Annotated in this window: 16 protein-coding genes; 12 read left to right on the forward strand and 4 right to left on the reverse strand. The window is 42.4% G+C overall.

Annotated elements, in window-relative coordinates:
* Positions 1-37: 37 nt before the first annotated feature.
* Positions 38-2761, forward strand: coding sequence for a hypothetical protein (locus HUW51_RS19995; RefSeq protein ID WP_185271387.1), 2724 nt, complete (start codon positions 38-40; stop codon positions 2759-2761).
* Positions 2762-2764: 3 nt separating this feature from the next.
* On the opposite strand, the gene corA is transcribed toward HUW51_RS19995, so the two are convergent.
* Entirely contained in the window at positions 2765-3898 is a 1134-nt protein-coding gene (gene corA / locus HUW51_RS20000) for a magnesium/cobalt transporter CorA (RefSeq protein WP_185271388.1), read from the reverse strand.
* Between the two features lie 89 nt (positions 3899-3987).
* Positions 3988-4590: a YigZ family protein gene (locus tag HUW51_RS20005; RefSeq protein ID WP_185271389.1), complete on the reverse strand. Its 603-nt coding sequence runs from the start codon at positions 4588-4590 to the stop codon at positions 3988-3990.
* Positions 4591-4658: 68 nt separating this feature from the next.
* Between HUW51_RS20005 and HUW51_RS20010 the strand changes: the two genes are divergently transcribed.
* On the forward strand, positions 4659-6317 hold the full coding sequence (locus HUW51_RS20010; protein ID WP_185271390.1) for an LIC_10190 family membrane protein: 1659 nt from the start codon (positions 4659-4661) through the stop codon (positions 6315-6317).
* Between the two features lie 100 nt (positions 6318-6417).
* Here the strand turns inward: HUW51_RS20010 and HUW51_RS20015 are convergent, their stop codons facing one another.
* Complete coding sequence (locus tag HUW51_RS20015; RefSeq protein WP_185271391.1) at positions 6418-7530, reverse strand: DegT/DnrJ/EryC1/StrS family aminotransferase; 1113 nt, start codon at positions 7528-7530, stop codon at positions 6418-6420.
* Between the two features lie 147 nt (positions 7531-7677).
* Between HUW51_RS20015 and HUW51_RS20020 the strand changes: the two genes are divergently transcribed.
* From HUW51_RS20020 to HUW51_RS20035, 4 genes are read left to right on the forward strand one after another with little or no spacing between them, the layout of a single operon-like run.
* Entirely contained in the window at positions 7678-8106 is a 429-nt protein-coding gene (locus HUW51_RS20020; RefSeq protein ID WP_185271392.1) for a sugar 3,4-ketoisomerase, read from the forward strand.
* 2 nt (positions 8107-8108) lie between these two features.
* Positions 8109-9068, forward strand: coding sequence for a hypothetical protein (locus HUW51_RS20025; RefSeq protein ID WP_185271393.1), 960 nt, complete (start codon positions 8109-8111; stop codon positions 9066-9068).
* Positions 9069-9099: 31 nt separating this feature from the next.
* On the forward strand, positions 9100-10341 hold the full coding sequence (locus tag HUW51_RS20030) for an MATE family efflux transporter (protein WP_185271394.1): 1242 nt from the start codon (positions 9100-9102) through the stop codon (positions 10339-10341).
* The gene (locus tag HUW51_RS20035; RefSeq protein ID WP_185271395.1) at positions 10338-11300 is read left to right on the forward strand and encodes a glycosyltransferase family 2 protein; all 963 of its coding nucleotides are present in this window, start codon (positions 10338-10340) and stop codon (positions 11298-11300) included. The genes HUW51_RS20030 and HUW51_RS20035 overlap by 4 nt, the downstream gene beginning before the upstream one ends.
* A gap of 7 nt (positions 11301-11307) precedes the next feature.
* Here the strand turns inward: HUW51_RS20035 and HUW51_RS20040 are convergent, their stop codons facing one another.
* Positions 11308-12123, reverse strand: coding sequence for a 2OG-Fe(II) oxygenase family protein (locus HUW51_RS20040; protein ID WP_185271396.1), 816 nt, complete (start codon positions 12121-12123; stop codon positions 11308-11310).
* Between the two features lie 173 nt (positions 12124-12296).
* On the opposite strand from HUW51_RS20040, the gene HUW51_RS20045 reads away from it, so the two are divergent.
* The 6 genes from HUW51_RS20045 to HUW51_RS20070 all read left to right on the forward strand — a co-directional run bounded on the left by HUW51_RS20045 (position 12297) and on the right by HUW51_RS20070 (position 20023).
* Positions 12297-13235: a GNAT family N-acetyltransferase gene (locus HUW51_RS20045; RefSeq protein WP_185271397.1), complete on the forward strand. Its 939-nt coding sequence runs from the start codon at positions 12297-12299 to the stop codon at positions 13233-13235.
* Positions 13236-13263: 28 nt separating this feature from the next.
* Positions 13264-14901: a hypothetical protein gene (locus HUW51_RS20050; protein ID WP_185271398.1), complete on the forward strand. Its 1638-nt coding sequence runs from the start codon at positions 13264-13266 to the stop codon at positions 14899-14901.
* Between the two features lie 220 nt (positions 14902-15121).
* On the forward strand, positions 15122-16099 hold the full coding sequence (locus tag HUW51_RS20055; RefSeq protein WP_185271399.1) for an acyl-ACP desaturase: 978 nt from the start codon (positions 15122-15124) through the stop codon (positions 16097-16099).
* 173 nt (positions 16100-16272) lie between these two features.
* On the forward strand, positions 16273-17370 hold the full coding sequence (locus HUW51_RS20060) for a vWA domain-containing protein (protein ID WP_185271400.1): 1098 nt from the start codon (positions 16273-16275) through the stop codon (positions 17368-17370).
* A gap of 223 nt (positions 17371-17593) precedes the next feature.
* Entirely contained in the window at positions 17594-19120 is a 1527-nt protein-coding gene (locus HUW51_RS20065) for a sigma 54-interacting transcriptional regulator (protein WP_185274603.1), read from the forward strand.
* Positions 19121-19252: 132 nt separating this feature from the next.
* Positions 19253-20023 (forward strand): ZIP family metal transporter, encoded by a 771-nt coding sequence (locus tag HUW51_RS20070; protein WP_228466777.1) that lies wholly within the window; start codon positions 19253-19255, stop codon positions 20021-20023.
* Positions 20024-20142 lie beyond the last annotated feature (119 nt).

Genomic DNA, 20142 nt, shown 5'->3' on the forward strand with positions numbered 1-20142 from the left:
TAAATGTTTATTTTTGTACCGAGAACACCTGTACTGAATGCCAAAAAGATATTATGCTTACCTGTTAGGGTTGGTTTTGCTTGCTTCGGCCGGTTTGTATGGCTATTATAAATGGCAAAAAGCCCAGGAAAAGGTAAATCTCTGGACTTTAGTACCCGACGATGCCGTTTTTGTAGCCGAAACCAAGCGAACCAACCGGTTTCTGCAGCAATTAAAAAATACCGGGGTTTACGATAACTTTTCGCGCCTGCCTTTTTTTACCAGCTTACAGGAAAACATTGCTTTACTGGATAGCGCCGCTACCCGGCGGCTGACACTGCGGGAGTTTTTAAGCCGCAAAAGAATAATTACTTCTTTACACGTAACCAGCAAAACCGATTTTGATTTGGTTTTGTACTTGCCTATTAGCACGGTAAGTGAGCACCGGTACGTGCGCAATGTAATTGATAATATAACCAAAAGCAATTTACTGTCTTCAGAAGAACAAGATTACCAGGGATATAGCATTACCTCGGTCCGGAACAATCGCTCGCAGGGCACTTTTTACTTTTTTACTTACCGCAATAATTTAATTATCAGCCCCACAGTAAGTTTATTGCACCAGGTAATCCGGAAAATTAACCGCACCAACTTACAATCGCCGATACAGGAATACACCAAAGTAAATTTTTTTAAAAACAGGACTAATCTGGGGGCACTCTTTATTAACTACCGGTATTTGCCACCGTTTCTGGCGCTACTATTAAAACCCGAAGTATACCCCGAGGTAGAGTTTTTTTCTAGTTTATGCCGCAGCAGTTTATTAAACTTTCAGGTAGATAATCAGAAGTTTACTTTAAATGGTATGTCGCTGCCTGAAACTTTACCGGGCTCTTTGTATCAGCAATTTATAAATAAAACTACCCGGCCATCGCATTTATATCCGCTGGTGCCGGAGCGTACTGCTATTTTTATTCATTTTGAGGAAGCGCAATTTACTACCTGGCACCACAACGGGCAAGCAACCGCGGAGGCTATACCTAGCCCGGCGGTACCGCTTGTAGATTCGCTCCGGGGTTCTTTTAAGCAGGAATTAGCTATTTGTTATTTAGCAGCGGCAAACGAAAACTCAACTCCTGATAAGGTGGTGCTGGCGTATACGCCCCAACCAGATAAAATCCGAAACTTTATTCAGGAATTAAATCAGGTTACTTTAATGGGGAATGCTGCCCGGCGGGCGGGCCGCTACCAAATTCAAGAAGTGGGCGTACCGGAGCTGCCCCAAAAGCTTTTTGGTAAAGGGTTTTGGGGTTTTACTAAAACGTTTGTGGCCCAGGCCGATAGCTTTTTGTTGTTTGCGCCCAGCGAAGAAGTTTTACGGGGCTACCTGCAAAATATCCGGGATAAAAAAGTGTGGGCGAATAATACCGGGCACCAAAGCTTTATACAACAAAGTTTACCTCAGGCCAATGCCAGTTTATACGTAAATACCAACTACGCCTGGAACATCCTGAACCGGTATTTGCTCGAAGATAAAAAGCTGGGCTTGCTGCGGTACGAACGGTTTTTTAAAAATTTCGGGCAAATTAGTTTGCAATACCTGGCAGATAAACAACAATTAACTACCCGTTTTTTACTGCAACACCAACCGCAAACCAAAGCTCCGCAACAATTAAAACAAATATTTCAGCAAGAACAGGAAATTGCGTTTGCAGCGCCGCTTGTTTCGGGGCCTGCGTTGTTTACTGGTACTTCCTCCACGCGTAACAAAATTCTGGTTCAGGATTCGGCGCAGGTTTTATACCAGATTGCCGATGATGGGAAAGTGGTTTGGGCCGATTCTTTAGACAGTAAAATTACCAGTCCTATTTATCCGGTTACGCTGGGTGCGGGGTCGCAGCCAAAATACGTTTTCTCGACACGTAATCATATTTATTGCTTAAACCAGGAAGGGAACGATGTAGAAAATTTCCCTTTTAACTTAAGCGATTCCACAACTATTCAAAACCTGACGGTAATTAAACCCGGCGGCGCGAATAATTTAAATTTTCTGGTGAACGATGTGCAAGGTAACGTTTACCTCTACGACCAGCAAGGTAATTTGCTGCCCGGTTGGGAGCCTAAAGAAATGCCGGGCAAACTGGCAATGGCGCCGTATTACTTACAGATTAAAGGCCGGGAGGTGTTTATTTTGATTTTAGAAAACGGCTACACCTACGCCGTAGACCGGAATGGTGCCAATTACCCCGGCTTCCCGATAAATTTAAAAGGCCGTTTTTCGGAACCGCTTATTGCCCAGCCCGGCTCCAGTTTCCGGAATACCCGCTTTGTATCTTTAACCCAGGACGGCGAATTAATCACGTTTAATTTAGCCGGCGAAATAGAGAAACGCCTGGCTTTTGCCCGACCGTCGCGCCGAACTACGTTTCATTTAATTCCGGAAAACAGCGGTAAATCGTTTTTAATTGCGCGGCAGGATTTAGGCCGGGTAACCTTGTACGATGCCGAACAAAAACTAATCATGGAAAAAAATTTCGTAACCTCGGCACCTAAACTGATTCAGTATTTTTACTTTGATCCGGCCAATATTATTTATGCGATTACCGAAAAAGGACCAGAGAAAACGTATTTCTACGATATCAATATAAAACTTATTGGCACCGGACCAGTAACCAACCAATGGCCTATACAGCTAGATTATAATTCGATGCTGCAACAATTTCAGTTGTATTTATCCCACGACAATACCTTGCAAAAAATCATTTTTAGTACCCAGCCTTAAATTTTAAAAAGACCGCAGCCAGCCTTTCCGGTAGAAAAAATATAACTGCCCAACCAATATCAAAAACATAATTCCTAACAAAATAACGTAGCCGTAAGGGTGGTACAACTCCGGCATATTCAGGTAATTAATGCTACCATCCGGATTTTCGCGGGAGAAGTTCATGCCGTAAACCCCGGCCACAAAACTTAATGGAATAAAAATACTGGAAATAATGGTTAGCACTTTCATGATTTCGTTCATGCGGTTGCTCACATTTGCGAGGTATAATTCCGTTAAATTGCCCATTAACTCGCGGTAATTCTCCACAATATCCAGCACTTGCACAATATGGTCGTACACATCTTTAAAGTAGATTTTTATTTCGTCCGGAATGGTTTGGTTGTCGCTGCGTAAAATTTCGTTGAGTTTGTCGCGCTCCGACCAGGCTATCCGGCGAACTTTTAACAGCTCCCGCTTCATGTTTAAAATATCATTCAACTGCTTTTTGTGCGGCTGCTGAAACAGGGCATCTTCCAGGTCTTCGAGGTATTCGCCCACTTGCGATAACACCGGAAAATAATTATCGATGGTAACATCCATGATGGCGTAAGCCATGTAATGCACTGGACGTTTGCGAATAACGCCCCGGCCTGACCGGATGCGGGCGCGTAAAACATCCAGGCAATCTTCGTAATCGCTCTGGAAAGTAATAATATAATTTCTTCCCGTAAAAATGGAAATCTGATCATCGTCGAGGCAATGGTTGGGCAGGAATAAGATCATGCGGGAAATAAAGAATAAGTTTTTCCCTTCGGTGTCCATCTTGGGTCGTTGGTAATCGCTGATTACATCTTCCATTTGCAAAGGATGGATGGCAAAGTCGGCCATTATTTTTTCCAGTAAGGCAATATTGCCATAACCCCGGACATCAATCCAATGCTGTTGATGGGAGTGCGCCTGGAAATAATGCAGTAGTTGGTCGTAATCGGTGTATTCCTTTTCCTGAAAATTCTCTTCATCAAAAGAAATTAAAAACAAACGGGGTTGCAGCGCATCATCGGGTACATACAGGTAGCCGGGCCTTTGACCTACTTTTTTGGCAAAGGTATTTTCTTTTAAAGCTTTGGATTTTGAAAACGAACGGAAAACTTTCATACAAACAAATTTAACAACCCAGAATTTACTCCTGTTTAGAGTGGCAGCAGCAATTACCGGGCACCCAAGCTAGTACGAATTTTAATAAGTTAAGGCTGTTCCGTACGGACTTCTACTTTTCTTAATTTCTGCAACCGGGCTCGGAGCAAAGATTCTTCGGTTTTAGCAACCTGAACGGTTAAGGTACAATTTTCGGCAAAATCCTGATCTATAATTTTTAAGGCGGCTTCTTTTACCAGATTCATTACATCGCTTAATTGCTCGTAGCTAAAGTGTAACGTTAACTGGCTTTGTTCTGTTTTTTGCACAATGGTGGCGGCCGCCAAAGCTTCCTGTGCCGCCGTTTTATACGCCTGAATTAAACCGCTTACACCTAGCTTGGTACCGCCAAAATAACGAACCACCACTACCAACACATAAGTTAAGTTCACCGATTTTAGCTGCCCCAAAATAGGATCGCCGGCCGAGTGGTTAGGTTCGCCATCGTCGTTGGCCCGGTAAACGCTGCCGTCGGCGGCTAAGCGGTAGGCATAACAATAATGGCGCGCATCGAAATACTCCTTTTTTAAATTATTTAAAATTTCTTTAATCTCGGCTTCCGAATTTACCGGGTAAGCAAAAGCCAGAAACTTGCTGTTTTTTTCTTTGTACAACCCGGTGCTGGGAGCCGCTATGGTAAGGTACTGACTCATGAACAAGTTTTATTTTCGTGGCAAAGGTACTCATTGCTCCGAACTATTTTTATTCACTACTTTTAATCATGCTGGCAACATTACTTATTTGGTTTTACATCGCGTTTATCACTTTTACTTACGGCGTACTCTGGTTTAGGCTGCTGGCAAAAGCGGGCTACCTAACCCGAGAAGCACAGGTGCCCATCGAGGTTGTATTGGTAGCGGGGAGCGGCGTACTTTCGGTAATTTTAGGTATTCTGCATTTATGCCTGCCGGTAGCCATTACGTTACACGTTTTCATTCTGGCGGGTAGTTTCGTAATACTTTGGTTCTGGAAAAACAGCCTGCGGTGGTTTTGGCAACCGCTTAAAATTAGTGGCGGTTATAATAAGCTTTATTCCGGTATCTTGTTTTTGCTGGCTATCCTGGTTTTAATGCACGCGGCCCAACCGGTTATTAATCCGGATACCGGCTTGTACCATGCCCAAACCATTCAATGGTTTAGTAAATACCGGATTGTGCCGGGTTTAGGAAACTTATACGGGCCGTTGGCTTTGAATTCGCACGCGCATTTGTTAATGAGTTTTTTTAATTTTTGGTTTTTTAGCGCCAAAGTTTTTAATCAAACCTGGGTAAGTTTTATCTTTTTGCTTTACTGTTCGTACGCTTTGCGCCAGGGGTTTATTTTTTTAAAATCGAAACCTGGTTATGCTGTTTATTATTTTGGTTCGCTGTTCTGGGGTTTGGTTTTTTTCCGGGATTGGATTTCGTCGCCAACGCCGGATACCGCAGTAATGTTCTTTTTCTTTTTTCTATTTGGCGTACTTCTGAGCTTCAATAACAAGGAATTAGGGTGGGAAGTAGCTTTTTTATTTTTCTTGCTGCCGGTGCTCCTCACTTTTAAACTTTCGGCCGTTTACGGGGGCATTATCGGCGTGGTCTGGCTTATAATTTTAAAAAAAACAGTTCCTGTGGAGTGGGTAAAACTTTTAATAGGGCAAGGTTTACTGGTATTGATTCCTTATTGCCTCCGGAACGTCATTTTAACCGGGCATTTATTTTATCCGGTAATGGGGCTTGATTTATTTCACCTGGATTGGGCCGTGCCAGAAAACTGGATTAACAGCTACCAGGAGGGAATTTCGGCTTACTCCCGCGCCCCGGTGGCTAATTGGAGTTTTTACCAAAATAAGTCTTTCATGCAATGGGTACCCGTTTGGTGGGAACAACAAAATAGACCGGATAAGTTATTTTCCATTATCTTGATGTTATTGTTGCCCGTAATGATCTGGCAATTTTTTAAAAATTATAAGCAAAAAAGAAACCATGAGTTAACTGCTTTATGGTTGAGCGCTTTTCTGGCCAGTTTAGCCTGGTTCTATACGGCGCCGGCATTCCGGTTTGGCTACGGTTATTTAGTACCCACTTTACTTTTAGGCATACTGCTGTTAGTCCGGAATAAAATTACGTATCAGGTTAGTCTTTGTATGGGTTTATTGATGGGTTTGTACGGCATCAATGGCATTTACAAACAAATTGCCCGACAAAATTTTTCGGTGTTCTGGCCCGCCGATTATCCTATTCCAGTTACGGAAGTTAAGCAAATAAATAATACGGCTATACACGTGGCACCCGGTATTGGCAGATGCTGGAGTTTATTGCCCTGCACGGTTCCTGAATGGGAACCCAACTTAGAAATGCGCGGCCCAACCGTAGAAGAAGGCTTTCGAAGAAAGATTGATTAGTTGCGCGGTTGATTAACCAATATCAAATCAGCAATCCAGCAAAATTTTAAAAATCTACCTGGATGATTTTGATAACCTTCGACTAAATATAAAAAACAGATTATTTCTGATTGGCAAAGAAGGTTTGAATGTGATCACAAACGCAATAAACCATGTCTTGGGTCATGCCGGGCCAGATGGGTAAACTTAAGCAGGTTTGCGCTAGTTTTTCGGTAATCGGGAAAGCGCCCATGGCAAATCCTAAATGCGCATAAGCATTTTGTAAATGCGGCGGTATTGGGTAATGAATGGCCGTTTCTACGTGGTGCGATTGTAAATACTGCTGCAAAGCATCGCGTTGCTCGGTCCGGATTACAAACAAGTGGTAGACCGGCTCGGCTTCGGGCAAAACAGCGGGTAAAATAATTTCAGGAACCTCTTTTAAGTAAGTAAAATAAGAAGCAGCCAGTTGCCGGCGAGCTTGGTTCCAGGATGGTAAAAACGGCAGTTTCAGGTTCAGGTAAGCTGCCTGCAACTCATCTAGCCGCGAATTGTGGCCGATAATAGTATTTACATTTTTAACTTCAGAACCGTAATTGCGCCGTAATCGAGCCTTATAATTAAATTCCGGACTATTGGTAGTAATGGCACCAGCGTCGCCGAAAGCCCCTAGATTTTTAGTTGGGTAAAAACTGGTGGCGTTTGCTTTGCCGAAACTACCGGTTAATTGCCCCGACCAATGGGCGCCGTGCGCCTGGGCATTATCTTCCACCACCGCTAAATCGTATTTCTGGGCTATCGCCATTATGGCCGACATGTTACACGGTTGGCCGTATAAATGCACCGGCATTATAGCCCGGGTTTTATTGGTTAGCGCTGCTTCAATTTCAGTTGGGTCCAGATTATACGTAAATACATCGGGTTCAACGGGTACGGGTACGGCGCCCACCTGCGACACGGCTAACCAACTGGCAATGTACGTGTTGGCGGGTACGATTACTTCATCGCCCGGCTGTACCCCAGCTATTTCCAAGCTAATAATTAAAGCATCCAGACCATTGGCTACACCAATACAGTAGTTCGTTTGATTAAACGCCGCGTAAGCTTGTTCGAAGGCCGCTACTTCCGGGCCAAGAATATACTTTTCGGATTCGAAAAAACAGGTGCTTTTTTCTTTAAATGCTTCTTGTATTTGCGCGTTTTGCCAGGAAAAAGATAAAAAGGGTACGTACATAAGCAAAAGTACAGTTAAAATTTAAACCATATAGTTGGGTGGCTTAAATCTTCGGAATAGGCAAGGGAATTTTATATTCCTGGTATCTTTGCCGGATTATTGAATAAAATTTAAAAAATCTGCTTTTAAAGCTGTTGTATTGCTTACATGTTGGAACCACTAATTGGGGGGCCGGAGCCGGCTCTTTTTGCTGCTGATTTTACGGGTGATGCGCACCGGGGTTATATTGTATCTACGCAACGAGCCGCCAATTTGCCGTTTGCGATCCGGCGGGTTTTTTGGTCGTTTGGCATACCTGAAGATCAGCTAAAAGGCGACCACGCGCATCGGCTGGACCGCAAAATATTGGTGGCTTTACAGGGCCAGATTACCATTGAAACCGAAACCGATCAAATAAAACAATTTAGATTAAACTCGCCGTTTCAGGCGCTCTACGTACCGGCTCTGTGCTGGATTAAACTGCGGTATTCGCCGGGAAGTATTTTGTTGGCCTTATCGTCCACGGATTTTGTGGAACAGGATTATATTTATAACTACGACGAATTTAAGCAACTGCGTCAATCAACGAACCAATAAGTATGTGGAAGCGGTTACCAGCTGCCGGCATTAATAAAAACCAATGGGATGCTTGCGTAATCAGCGACTCATCTGGTTTAGTTTATGCTTTATCGTGGTATCTGGATGCAGTAGCGCCTAATTGGGAAGGTTGGGCAAAAGAACAAAACAACGAATATGTAGCCGTCTTGCCAATTGTAAAACGAAGGATAGCTGGTAAACCGGTAATTACGCAACCTTTATTAACGCAACAATTTGGACTTTTCAGGCTAAAGCCATCGATAGATTTAACTAAACTTTGGCAGGAACTACTTCTGAAGATTTTTAAACCGGGCAGCGCCGTGGAGCAATATTGTTTGAAGCCTTCGGATTTTAAAATTTTAAAAAATTTACTACCCGTAATACAAAAAACAAATTTAGTATTACCGCTACATCTAAGTTATCGGGAAATAAAAACGGCTTACCACTCCAACCGCATCCGGGATTTACATAAAGCCACTCTGGCGAAGCTACAACTTCAAAGGGGTAATAATTGCTGGCCCGATGTATTCCGTTTGTACCAGGAAACCATTTTGCCGCGGTTAAAACCCAATCAGCAAACTATTCTATTAAAAATTATTCCCCAATTAATAGAGGCGGCCATAAAACAAGGTTTAGCTTATACGTATGTGGTTTTGTTACCCAACAAACAAGTAGTAGCCGGTGCCATTTTTATTTGTTACAAAAACCGGCTCACCTACCTGTTGCCCGCAGCCTCCAAATCAGGTAAAAAAGTAGGTGCTAGTACGTACTTGATTGACCAGGTTTGCCAGCAATTTGCCGGCTCCGAGGTAGTATTGGATTTCGAAGGCAGTTCTAAACCAGGCTTAGCGCGTTTCTATCAATCTTTCGGGGCCCAGCCGGAAGTGTATGGGATACTGGAAAACTATAACTTTTCGCTAATTTTAAAAATCTTTTATGCTTTAAAAAAATATAAGAAGTAACGCCGCCCAAGAGCTTTATTTACAACCAGCCATGTTTTCATTTTTAAAAAATTCTCTTTTGGGTGTGTTTTCGGTGGGGGCCCGGCTGGTAAGCAGTTTCTTTTTAAACAAAATGGTGGCACTTTACTTCGGACCGGCAGGTATTGCGCAATTGGCTCACTTTCAAAATTTACTTACCTTTTTCACGCTAGTTCCGAATGATGGCGTCAGCCGCGGCGTGATTAAATACCTGGCGGGGAGTAATAAAGACTCCTTTACTTTTCGCTCTTATTTTAGATCGGGTTTTTATTTAACGCTGCTTGTGTTTTTAGTAACAGCCGGATTGCTCTTTGCGGCTCGTTCGTACCTTTTAACTTACTTTCCGCCGCAGCTTAGCTGGTTCGTTCTTTTTTTAGGGGGCGCGTTGTTGCTGGTACTGCAAAGCTTTTTTAATGCGGTACTTATGGCTCGGCATAAAAACGGGCTGCTGGTTTTAGTAAATACCCTGGTAGCTGTGGGAGTAATTAGTTATGTAGCGCTGGCCACTGTAAAATTGCCGATCAGTGATTTTTTAAACGGTTATTTGTTGGTTATGGGAGTATTGGGAATTGTGGCGTTGCCGTTTAGTTTACAAGGTTTGCCTAAAATCAAGCTGTTTACGCCGCGCATTTCTACCACCGCCTGGGGGCATTTATGTAAATTTATTTTAATGGCCACGAGTGTTTTGCTGTTTTCTAAAGGCTTGGAATACTACATCCGCGATTATCTGTTCCGGCATTATTCCGTAGAGCAAACCGGTTTATGGCAGGGGGTAGTACGGGTTTCGGATAGTTACACGGCGCTGTACACGGCGGTTCTGGCTTATGCTTTTTACCCGAAAGTAGCCGTTATGCTCCCGGATGCTCAAAAATTAAAAAACTTTGTGCAACAAGCTTTTAAACTGCTGGTTCCGGTTATTATCCTGGGTTTGACTTTCATTTATCTTACTCAAGATTATTTGTTTACCTGGCTTTTGAGCAGCCGTTTTAAAGCGGCCCAAGAGTTTTTACCTTATCAACTAGCCGGCGATTTTTGCAAACTGCTTTCGTGGTTGCTCGCTAACATTTTGGTGGCGCAGGCTAACTTTAAAATTATATTCGTGTTCGAGGCCGTGAGCGCTTTATTTTACCTGGGTAGTTTTTACTTTTTCACGGATAAACATGGCTTAGTGGGTACTACCATGGCGCATTGCGGGCATTACGGGCTGTTTTTAGCGTTAAACCTGTTTTATTTCCGAAAACTGTTTACCGCATGACCTATCCTTCAGTAACTGTTATTTGTTTATGTTATAACCACGAACAGTTTTTGGTGGAAGCACTGGATTCGGTTTTGGCGCAAACCTACCCCAACCTCGAGATTATTGTGGCGGATGATGCCAGTACCGACCAAAGTGTAGCTATTATTTTAAATTACTGCCAGCGCTACCCCCAGATAAAGTTTGTCCGGAATACGCAGAATGTAGGCAACTGCACAGCTTTTAACCTGGCCCTAAAACAAGCTACCGGAACATATATCATTGATTTTGCCACCGACGATGTTATGCTGCCCGAAAGAATAACGGAACAGGTAACTTGTTTTGAAAAATTAAGTCCGGAGTACGGGGTTATTTACAGCGATGCCGAATTGATCGATGAAGACTCGCAGCATATCCGTAATTTTTACCGTCGCAACCAAGCTGGTGCGTTAAAGCCCAAAGCCGTAAGCGGAGAGATTTACGCTGATGTATTGGCGCGTTATTTTATTTGTACGCCAACGTTAATGTTCCGGAAAGTAGTTCTGGATAGATTAAATGGTTACGACTCCAGCCTGGCTTACGAAGATTATGATTTTTTAGTACGGGCGGCCCGCGAGTACAAATTTTACTTCCAGGATAAAATACTTACTAAACGCCGAAAACATTCGCAATCCCTTTCGGCTGGTTGGTATAAAGTAGGAGATAAGCAATTATTATCTACCATCCAGGTTTGCTACAAAGCTTTAAAGCTAAACCGCACCGAACAAGATAAACAAGCCTTAATTCAACGCGTAGAATGGGAAACTCAGCAAGCTTTTTTTACTCAGAATTATCCCGAAGCCGAAGCTTTACTGGCGCTTTTAAAACAAGTAAAACCATTTTCGCTAAAAAATAAATTTTTTAAAATTTTAATTAATTACCGGGTCAACTTAAGCTTTATCCATCGGTTTTACTATTGGTTAGTGCACCGCCAGCCTTAATTCCAGCCTAATCTGCCCGTCGCCAAAAACGAATTTCGACGGACACCCGCGTTGTATCTGGGTTTAAATTAGCTGCGCCCCCATGAATTAAATACGGTGTAAAAAGCAAGGCCTGGTGGTTTATGGGGTTAGGCCGCATAAGCTGTAACGCGTTGCTGGTGGCGGTAAGGCCCGGCACCGTGTATTGGCTGCCATTCATCACCGCGCCGACCAGCGTGCGTTCTACCGTTTTTTCGGGCCAGAAATGACTTCCTGGAATTAAACCTAAAGACGATAGCTCGTTACTGCCTACTACCGGCAAATATAAATTTAAACAATGTTTCAGTTCGGGGTGCCAGGCATCGCGGTGCAAAGGGTTAAAATCCGACAATCCGGGGCGCACAATGCGGTAACTAAAATGATATTCCTGGGTGTTTGGGTTTAAAACTGTTAATGGAATTTTAACTTCCTGCTCAATCCGTTCGATTAATGTTTGAATGGGAACGGGAAAGTTCTGGTAATCGACTTGCTTTGCTTCGTTGGTTATGGCCAGGTGCAAGGCTTGGTTTCCGGCAATGAGCGTGTGGTATTTTTCGATGGTGAAATCAGGCGGCAAGTTGCTGGCGTATTTACCAATTATATGCGTTAAATAGCTTTGCAAACCAGCATTCAAAGCGGCGAACTCCACTGGCTTTAATAGCGGAATTAAACTAAATCCTTGTTTTTTCCAGGTAGTATGCGCAATTAAATTATCATCTTCTAAAAAAAGTACGGCATCTTCTCCAAAGGAACGCGCGCCGTTTACTTCCATTTGTACATCCTGATTATCAATCCGGTATTTCATTTTTTAAAAATTAATGCTTTCGCTTAAGCTATTGGTATAACTATACGGAATAAAAAGTTTAAAATAATTCTTCGCTGCTAGTTTTAATTTATACCAAATGTAGCTCGGCTTACGCTATAAACCGTTTAATTTTACGAAACGATTTTTTAATAATTAGCAGAATACGTTAGCTAATGATTCAAGTACAAAGGTACCATCGGGGATTAAAAGAAATATGGAATGCGTTTAATAGCCAAGCGGTAAACGGCACTTTCTTCTTCAATCGTACTTTTATCGAATATCATGGCTCCCGTTTCACAGATCATTCCCTGCTATTTTATCATAAAAATTCGTTAATTGCCTTGCTGCCTTTACACGAGGATAACACGGTAATTTCGTCGCACCAAGGGCTGAGTTTTGGCGGATTTATCATTTCGGCCAAGGTAGATGTGCTTTTGATGTTGCAGCTTTTTGAAAATCTAAAAATTTATGCGGTGCAACACGGCTTTACTACTTTAATTTATAAAGCGCCACCCTCCGTATATCTGGGCCAACCTACTCAGGACGATTTATTTGCTTTGTACCAGCACCAGGCAGTACTCCAGCACCGGAATTTAATTTCGGTGTTAAATTTAAAGGAACCAATTGCTTATTCTAAATTGCGTCAACGGTGTTTAAAGCGAGCTAAAGAATTAAATTTAACTATTTGTTTTTCAGAAGATATTGAAGCATTCATGCACTTAGTGCAGCAAGTTCACAAACGGTCTAAACTTAAATCACCTACGCACTCGGTTGCCGAAATCAAATATTTAATGCAGGCTTTTCCGGAAAACATAGGTTTAATGGCGGCCTACGCAGAGCAGGAATTGGTAGGAGGGGTGTTGCTCTTTAAGCACCGGCAGGTAGTAAATTTACAATACATTGCTTCGTCGGCAGTGGGTAAACAAAAACACGCTTTAGATTTACTGGTACATGCCGTTATTACCAAATACCAGAACCAAGTAAAATACCTTAGCTTTGGCTCTTCGCACGATGAAAGAGAACCATATCATTTAAATACAAGCTTAGTACAAAATAAAAGCAGTTACGGAGCCAGGGGCGTAGTACAGGATACGTATCAGCTAAATTTTTAAAAATTTTACTTTTATAAGCAGGGGCACTTTGAATCATCAGGATCAATCTGGTTTTTTATTTATTCTACTTTTCAGCCTGGCAATTTTTGCTTTTACTTTTCTGGCGCTTGGTTGTTACTACGAAACCAACGACGATGTTATTCTTACCTTTTTGCTTAAAGGTGTATTTAACAAAACCCCCATCCTGAACCTTACCTTGTATCTGCACGGCTTTGGTTCTTTAATTACTTTGCTTTATCAAAACTTGCCGCAGGCACCCTGGTACGGATTGGTGATGTACAGTATCTTGTTTCTAGCTACGGTTCTGGCATTTTGGCTCATCTATAAACAGCTTCATAATAAATTAAGTATGGTCATAACAGGGGGGCTGCTTCTCTTATTTTATTTAGCTACCTGGTACGAGCATATTTTTTGGTTTAACTATTCCCGCCTTCCTATTTTATTAGCGGGCATGGCTGGTTTATGGGCCAACCGGATTTTCCGGGTAAATGCCGCAAAAAAGAAAATGTACTTTCTTTTCCCGGCCTTCTTGTTTTTAATTGCTTTGTGTGTACGACCCAGTTTGGCTTTATTTGGTTTAGCCCTGGTGCTGCCCAATCTCTTAATATCTTTGCAGCTTAAAACAACTAAGGTTAAGTTGCTCCTGTTGGTACTAACGGGTATTTTGTTTTTTGCTGCCTTAACCATAACTACTCTACCCGAGCAGTTACAATACCGTCGCTACGACGTTTTAAAATCGCAGATTCTGGATTATAGCTGGTATTGCCCACCCGCCGAAACGTTACCAGCTACCTTGCAGCAAGAAGCCATAGCGCAGTGGTTTTTAGCCGACACATTTACTTTACAGTATCTGGACGAGCAAGTACCGGATTGGCAATATTTTTGGCAAAACGTGGCTCAAGCTAAATTAATCCAGTTGGGCAAATACCTTGTTCTGGATCATTTTCTGACGCTTTTTCTGGTTTTTGTTTTTTTTATTTGGTTTGTTGTCCATCAGAGTAAGCGCCAGGTATTCTTTTTTTGTTGGTATCACCTTTACTTCTGGAGTATTATCCTGGTCACGGGTTTATTTTTAAAAATTCCACCCCGAATCTTAACGCCGGCTATGAGTTTGTATCTCTTAAGCCATTTGGCCTGGCTACCAGAAAATCTTAAAATTACTCCTTGGCGCCGCTGGCCAGTTTATGTTCAAACGCTGGCTTTAGGGTTACTGTTAGTGCAAGTTTATAAAATAAACCACCGCGTAGCCTCGCAGCAACAACGGCAAAAACAATCCGAAGCCGTTTGGACCAAAATCCAAAATAATTATCCGGGTTATGTGGTGTTAGCGGCCGGGTTAGAGAATGAACTACGGGCAATGTCGCCGTTTAAAAATTATGACCTGCATAACCAACGGTTAATTGCGCTTACGAGCTGGCAAACCCTGGATCCGCAGTATCAACGCAACTGGCAAAAGCTCACGTCTGCAACCAGCTTAGGGCAAGCTATAATCCAATTAAGTCAGCTACCAAATGTGGTATGGGTAAGTAACCCCGAATATTTAATTTTTTTAAAAAAATACTTCGGGGCTTTTTATCATATAACCTTAGAATATAAATTTATCGCACATATTTCGGCGCCAAACGCACCAGAAAAATTAGGCTATTACCAAGTCCGTTTCAAATAATTAAATGGTATTATTTTAATATAGATCTGTTATTTCTGGATAATTATAAATAATGGCAAAAACATTTTAACCGTTCTGCGTACAATATATAAATACAAGCTATTTTTATTAGTTATTAGATTTGTCTAAAAACGAGGTAATTACAAGAGGTTACCTAAAGAAAAATGTGGTATTAAATTTTATTTCAGATATTTGTAGTTAAAATAATAAAGTTACCAAAATGATTGCATCTCTTGCTTCTAAAGTTGAAGTTTTAAAATACCTGGAATCTTTCGTTGCGGAAAGCATTGAAACCCTGTTAAAAAAGGTGGAAGACTCTTGGCAGCCGGCTGATTTTTTGCCCGATGCCAGTATGGAATCTTTTTTCGAAGAAGTTAAAAATCTGCAGGAAAGAGCCAAAGAATTGTCCTATGACTTGTTAGCCGTTCTTATTGGCGATACCATTACCGAAGAAGCTTTACCTACCTACGAAAGCTGGCTTTTTGCGATTAGCGACATTAACACCGCCGAAGATAGCCCCTGGACCAAATGGAACCGGAGCTGGACCGCCGAAGAAAACCGCCACGGTGATTTACTAAATCGTTACTTATATTTAAGTGGCCGCATAAACATGCGCGAAATGGAAGCTTCTACCCAGTACTTAATTGCCGACGGGTTTGATTTACAAACCGGCCACGATCCGTACCGGGCGTTTGTGTATACCAGCTACCAGGAAACTGCTACTAATATTTCGCACCGCCGGGTAGCGCAATTAGCTAAAAAAGAAGGAGATACCTTGCTGGCCAAAATTTGCGGACACATTGCATCGGATGAGGCGCGCCACGCCAAAGCTTATAAATCGTTTGTAAGCCAGATTTTTGAAGTAGACCCTAACAACATGATGCTGGCTTTTGAAGATATGATGCGGAAAAAGATTGTAATGCCAGCCCATTACATGCGGGAACTTGGCGTGGAAATGGGCAAAACCTTTGGCCACTTTACCGATGCTGCTCAGCGCATTGGCGTTTATACCGCCCGCGATTATACCGATATTCTGGAATCTTTACTCGCAGATTGGAAAATTGCCAGTATTACCGGCCTGAATGAAGCCGGCGAAAAAGCCCGGGATTACGTAATGGCCCTACCGGATCGTTTAAAGCGGGTAGCCGATCGCATGAAAGTGCCGCAACTCGAATATAAATTCCGCTGGATTAAATAATCTGGATTAAATAATTTAGTTGTAATACTTAGCCAATAGTTTTAAAAACGCTCCGTTTTACTTAAACGGAGCGTTTTTCTTTCTTCATAAATTAAATTTTTAAATCGTAACTTTAATTTAAGAACAAGCCGCTCGAGTTTGTTGTTATTACATAACATTAAAGTATACCGTTTATGGCAGTTGGCTTTCGATTTACAGATTATATACCACCCCAATCCCAAAATCCTAATTTTGATTCGCTGTTAAAGATTTTTCTGCAGCTTTTAACCATTACTTCCGGCGATGCGGGCGAAGCGCTCTCGTGGCTAAGTTCTTTGGATAAGCAATATAAAATAACTTCCGATGATTATGGTATTGGCGATTTTATACAGGACTTAAAAGATAAAGGTTATTTAAGCGAAGATGCGGGAAGTGGGGAAATTAAGATTACGCCCAAAACCGAGCAAAATATCCGGAAAAGTGCGCTGGAAGAAATCTTCGGAAAATTAAAAAAATCCAGCAAAGGTAATCACAATACGCCGCATACCGGCATCGGCGACGAATCATCCACTGATCGCCGGGAATTTCGCTTTGGCGACTCCGTAGAACAAATTGCCATGACCGATTCTATCCGGAATGCCCAGGTAAACCACGGTTTAGGGGAGTTTTATTTAACCGAGAAAGATTTAGAAGTAACCGAAAACGAACATAAAACCCAAAGCTCCACGGTTTTAATGATCGATATTTCGCACTCCATGATTTTGTACGGCGAAGACCGGATTACTCCCGCCAAAAAAGTTGCCATGGCCTTAGCCGAGCTGGTAACGCAAAAGTACCCGAAAGATACCCTGGATATTATTGTTTTTGGGAACGATGCCTGGCAGATAAACGTGAAAGACTTGCCGTACTTAAACGTGGGGCCTTACCACACCAACACCGTAGCCGGCCTGGAATTAGCCATGGATATTCTGCGAAAACGCAAAACGCCGAACAAGCAAATATTTATGATTACCGACGGTAAGCCCACTTGCTTAAAAGAAGGAACCAAGTACTATAAAAATTCTTTTGGCCTAGACCGGAAAGTGGTGAACAAAACTTTAAACCTGGCGGCGCAATGCCGGCGGCTTAAAATACCCGTTACTACCTTTATGATTGCTTCGGACCCGTACTTAAAACAATTCGTGGAAGAATTTACCGCTGTAAATCAAGGCAAAGCGTATTTCAGCAGTCTGCAAGGTTTGGGTCACTTAATTTTTGAAGACTATAAACAAAACCGGCGCAAAAATTTATAAAATTTAAAAATTTCAAACCCAAGGCTTTTTATTTTCAGTCCTTGATCGTTTTACTTTTTTGTATCACTGGAAAAATTATTAACCACTGAATACTCTGCTTTTTGAAGAAATAAACCGTTAATCCTTTTCAGAGAAATCTAATTTTTAAAAAATTTAACAATCCAAACATTCCATCTTTAAAAACAACTTGCCACCAGCAACTTGTAACTTGAAATTACATAAAATGAACTATCATACTATTTCGTCAACGGATTTACTAAAAATATCCACGTTAGGTCAGTTAAAAGCAGCTGGCTACGAACCGCGTTCTGTAAAACAAGAACTGCGGGACAATCTGATTCAGAAACTGCGGCGCAACGAAAATGTGTTTCCGGGCATTTATGGCTACGAAGAAACCGTTATTCCTGAATTACAGCAAGCTATTTTGGCTATGCACCACATTAACTTATTAGGTTTAAGAGGTCAGGCTAAAACCCGCATTGCCCGTTTACTGGTAGAGTTGCTGGACGAATACATTCCGGTGGTAAAAGGCTCTGAGTTGAACGATGATCCATTGCAGCCATTATCGGTTTACGCCAAGGATTCAATTGCCTCTCATGGGCTGGATACTCCCGTAACCTGGTTACACCGCTCGGAGCGTTATACCGAAAAATTAGCTACTCCGGACGTATCGGTAGCCGATTTAATCGGCGATGCCGACCCTATAAAAGCCGCCACTTTAAAATTGCCTTATTCCGACGAACGGGTTATTCACTTTGGTTTAATTCCGCGTTCGCACCGGGGTATTTTTGTTATTAACGAATTGCCCGATTTGCAGGCCCGCATTCAGGTTTCTTTGTTTAATATTTTACAGGAAGGTGATATTCAAATCCGGGGTTTTAAAGTACGGTTACCCCTGGATATTCAGTTTGTGTTTACGGCTAACCCCGAGGATTATACCAACCGCGGTTCGATTGTAACGCCGTTAAAAGACCGGATTGATTCGCAAATTATCACCCATTATCCTAAAACTTTAGAAATTGGCAAGCAAATTACCTTGCAGGAAGCCAAAATTAAACCGGAGCAAAAGCAATTGGTAAAAGTAAACCAGTTGGTAAACGATTTAATTGAACAGGTAGCCATTGAAGCCCGGGACAGTGAATACGTAGATGCGAAAAGCGGGGTATCGGCGCGTTTAACCATTGCGGCTTACGAAAACGTAGTGAGTGCGGCCGAACGGCGGGTGTTAATTAACAACGAAAGCAAAACCTACGTGCGCGTATCTGATTTTCTGGCGGCGGTGCCCGCTATTACCGGTAAAGTAGAGTTGGTATACGAAGGCGAGCAGGAGGGAGCTGCTATTGTGGCGCAGAACTTAATGGGCAAAGCCATCCGTAGTCAATTTTTAAATTATTTCCCCGACCCGGATAAGCAGAAAAAGCAAAAAGATAAAAACCCGTACAAACCTGTTACCGATTGGTTTGGCGAAGGCCATACCTTGGACGTATTAAGCAACATGACTACTGCCGAGTACAAAAAAGCGCTCAACAGCGTGCCCGGTCTGGCAAACTTAATTCAGAAATTTCATCCGGAAAAAGACGAAGCAGAAAAGCTATTCCTGATGGAATTTTGCCTCCACGGTTTAGCCGAGCACAGTTTAATTAGTCGCAACAAATTAACTGCCGGCACCCAGTTTAAAGATTTGCTTAGCAGTATGTTTACCATGCCCAGCTTTGGCTCCGACGATGACGATGAAGATAACTATAAATGATTTTTAAAATTTTCTTGAAAATCAAAAGCCGCTTACTAAAAGCGGCTTTTTTGTTTTGTATGGAGATAGCTGAATTAAAAAACTAAACAAGTGCAATAGCGTACGCTACACCAACAACTTAGGTACAAAAAAATGATGGAGATAGCGCCCTGGCTTAAAGCTGGATTATGGGGTTTGTTGGCTGGTTCGGCGTTATTGTTGGGCGCGGCCATTGGTTATTTTGCTCCTATCCGGCAGCGGTTGGTAGCAGGCATTATGGCTTTTGGCAGTGGGGTATTAATTTCGGCTTTATCGTTTGACTTAATGGACGAAGCCTTTGAGCAAGGCGGGTTTACTGCAACGGGCCTGGGCTTTTTAGGGGGAGCTGCCATCTACACTTTCGCCAATTGGTTACTCAACCAACGGGGCGCTAAACACCGGAAACGCTCAGGAAACCAGCAAGCCAACGAGCAGGAAAATTCGGGTAGTGGCACCGCTTTAGCTATTGGCGCTTTAATCGACGGTATCCCCGAATCCATTGTTATTGGCATTAGCATGATTAAAGGAGGTACGGTAAGTTTAGTAGCCGTTATCGCCATTTTTCTTTCGAACTTACCCGAAGGATTGTCCAGTTCGGCGGGCATGAAAAAAGCGGGGCGTTCCGTAAATTATGTAATTGGCGTTTGGGGCTTTATAGCGCTGGCTTCCGGGTTAGCTTCTATTGCGGGTTATTCTGTTTTCGGCCAGTTTTCCGATGAGGTTATTGCTTCTATTACGGCTTTAGCCGCCGGCGCTATTCTGGCCATGCTCGCCGATACCATGATACCGGAAGCTTTTGAAGAAGCGCATGATTTTACTGGTTTGATTACTGTTATTGGTTTTTTAACAGCCTTTTTATTAAGTCGTTTAACCGAAGGTGCTTAATAGAAGAGCTATAAAGTAATTTTTAAAAATTTTAATTTGGAAGGCTGTTGCTCATTTAATTACTGATGAATACTGTCGCTAGTTGCGTTGTCCTCACCACCTGTACCAGATTTTGTCTC

Source organism: Adhaeribacter swui (assembly GCF_014217805.1).
Lineage (GTDB): Bacteria > Bacteroidota > Bacteroidia > Cytophagales > Hymenobacteraceae > Adhaeribacter > Adhaeribacter swui.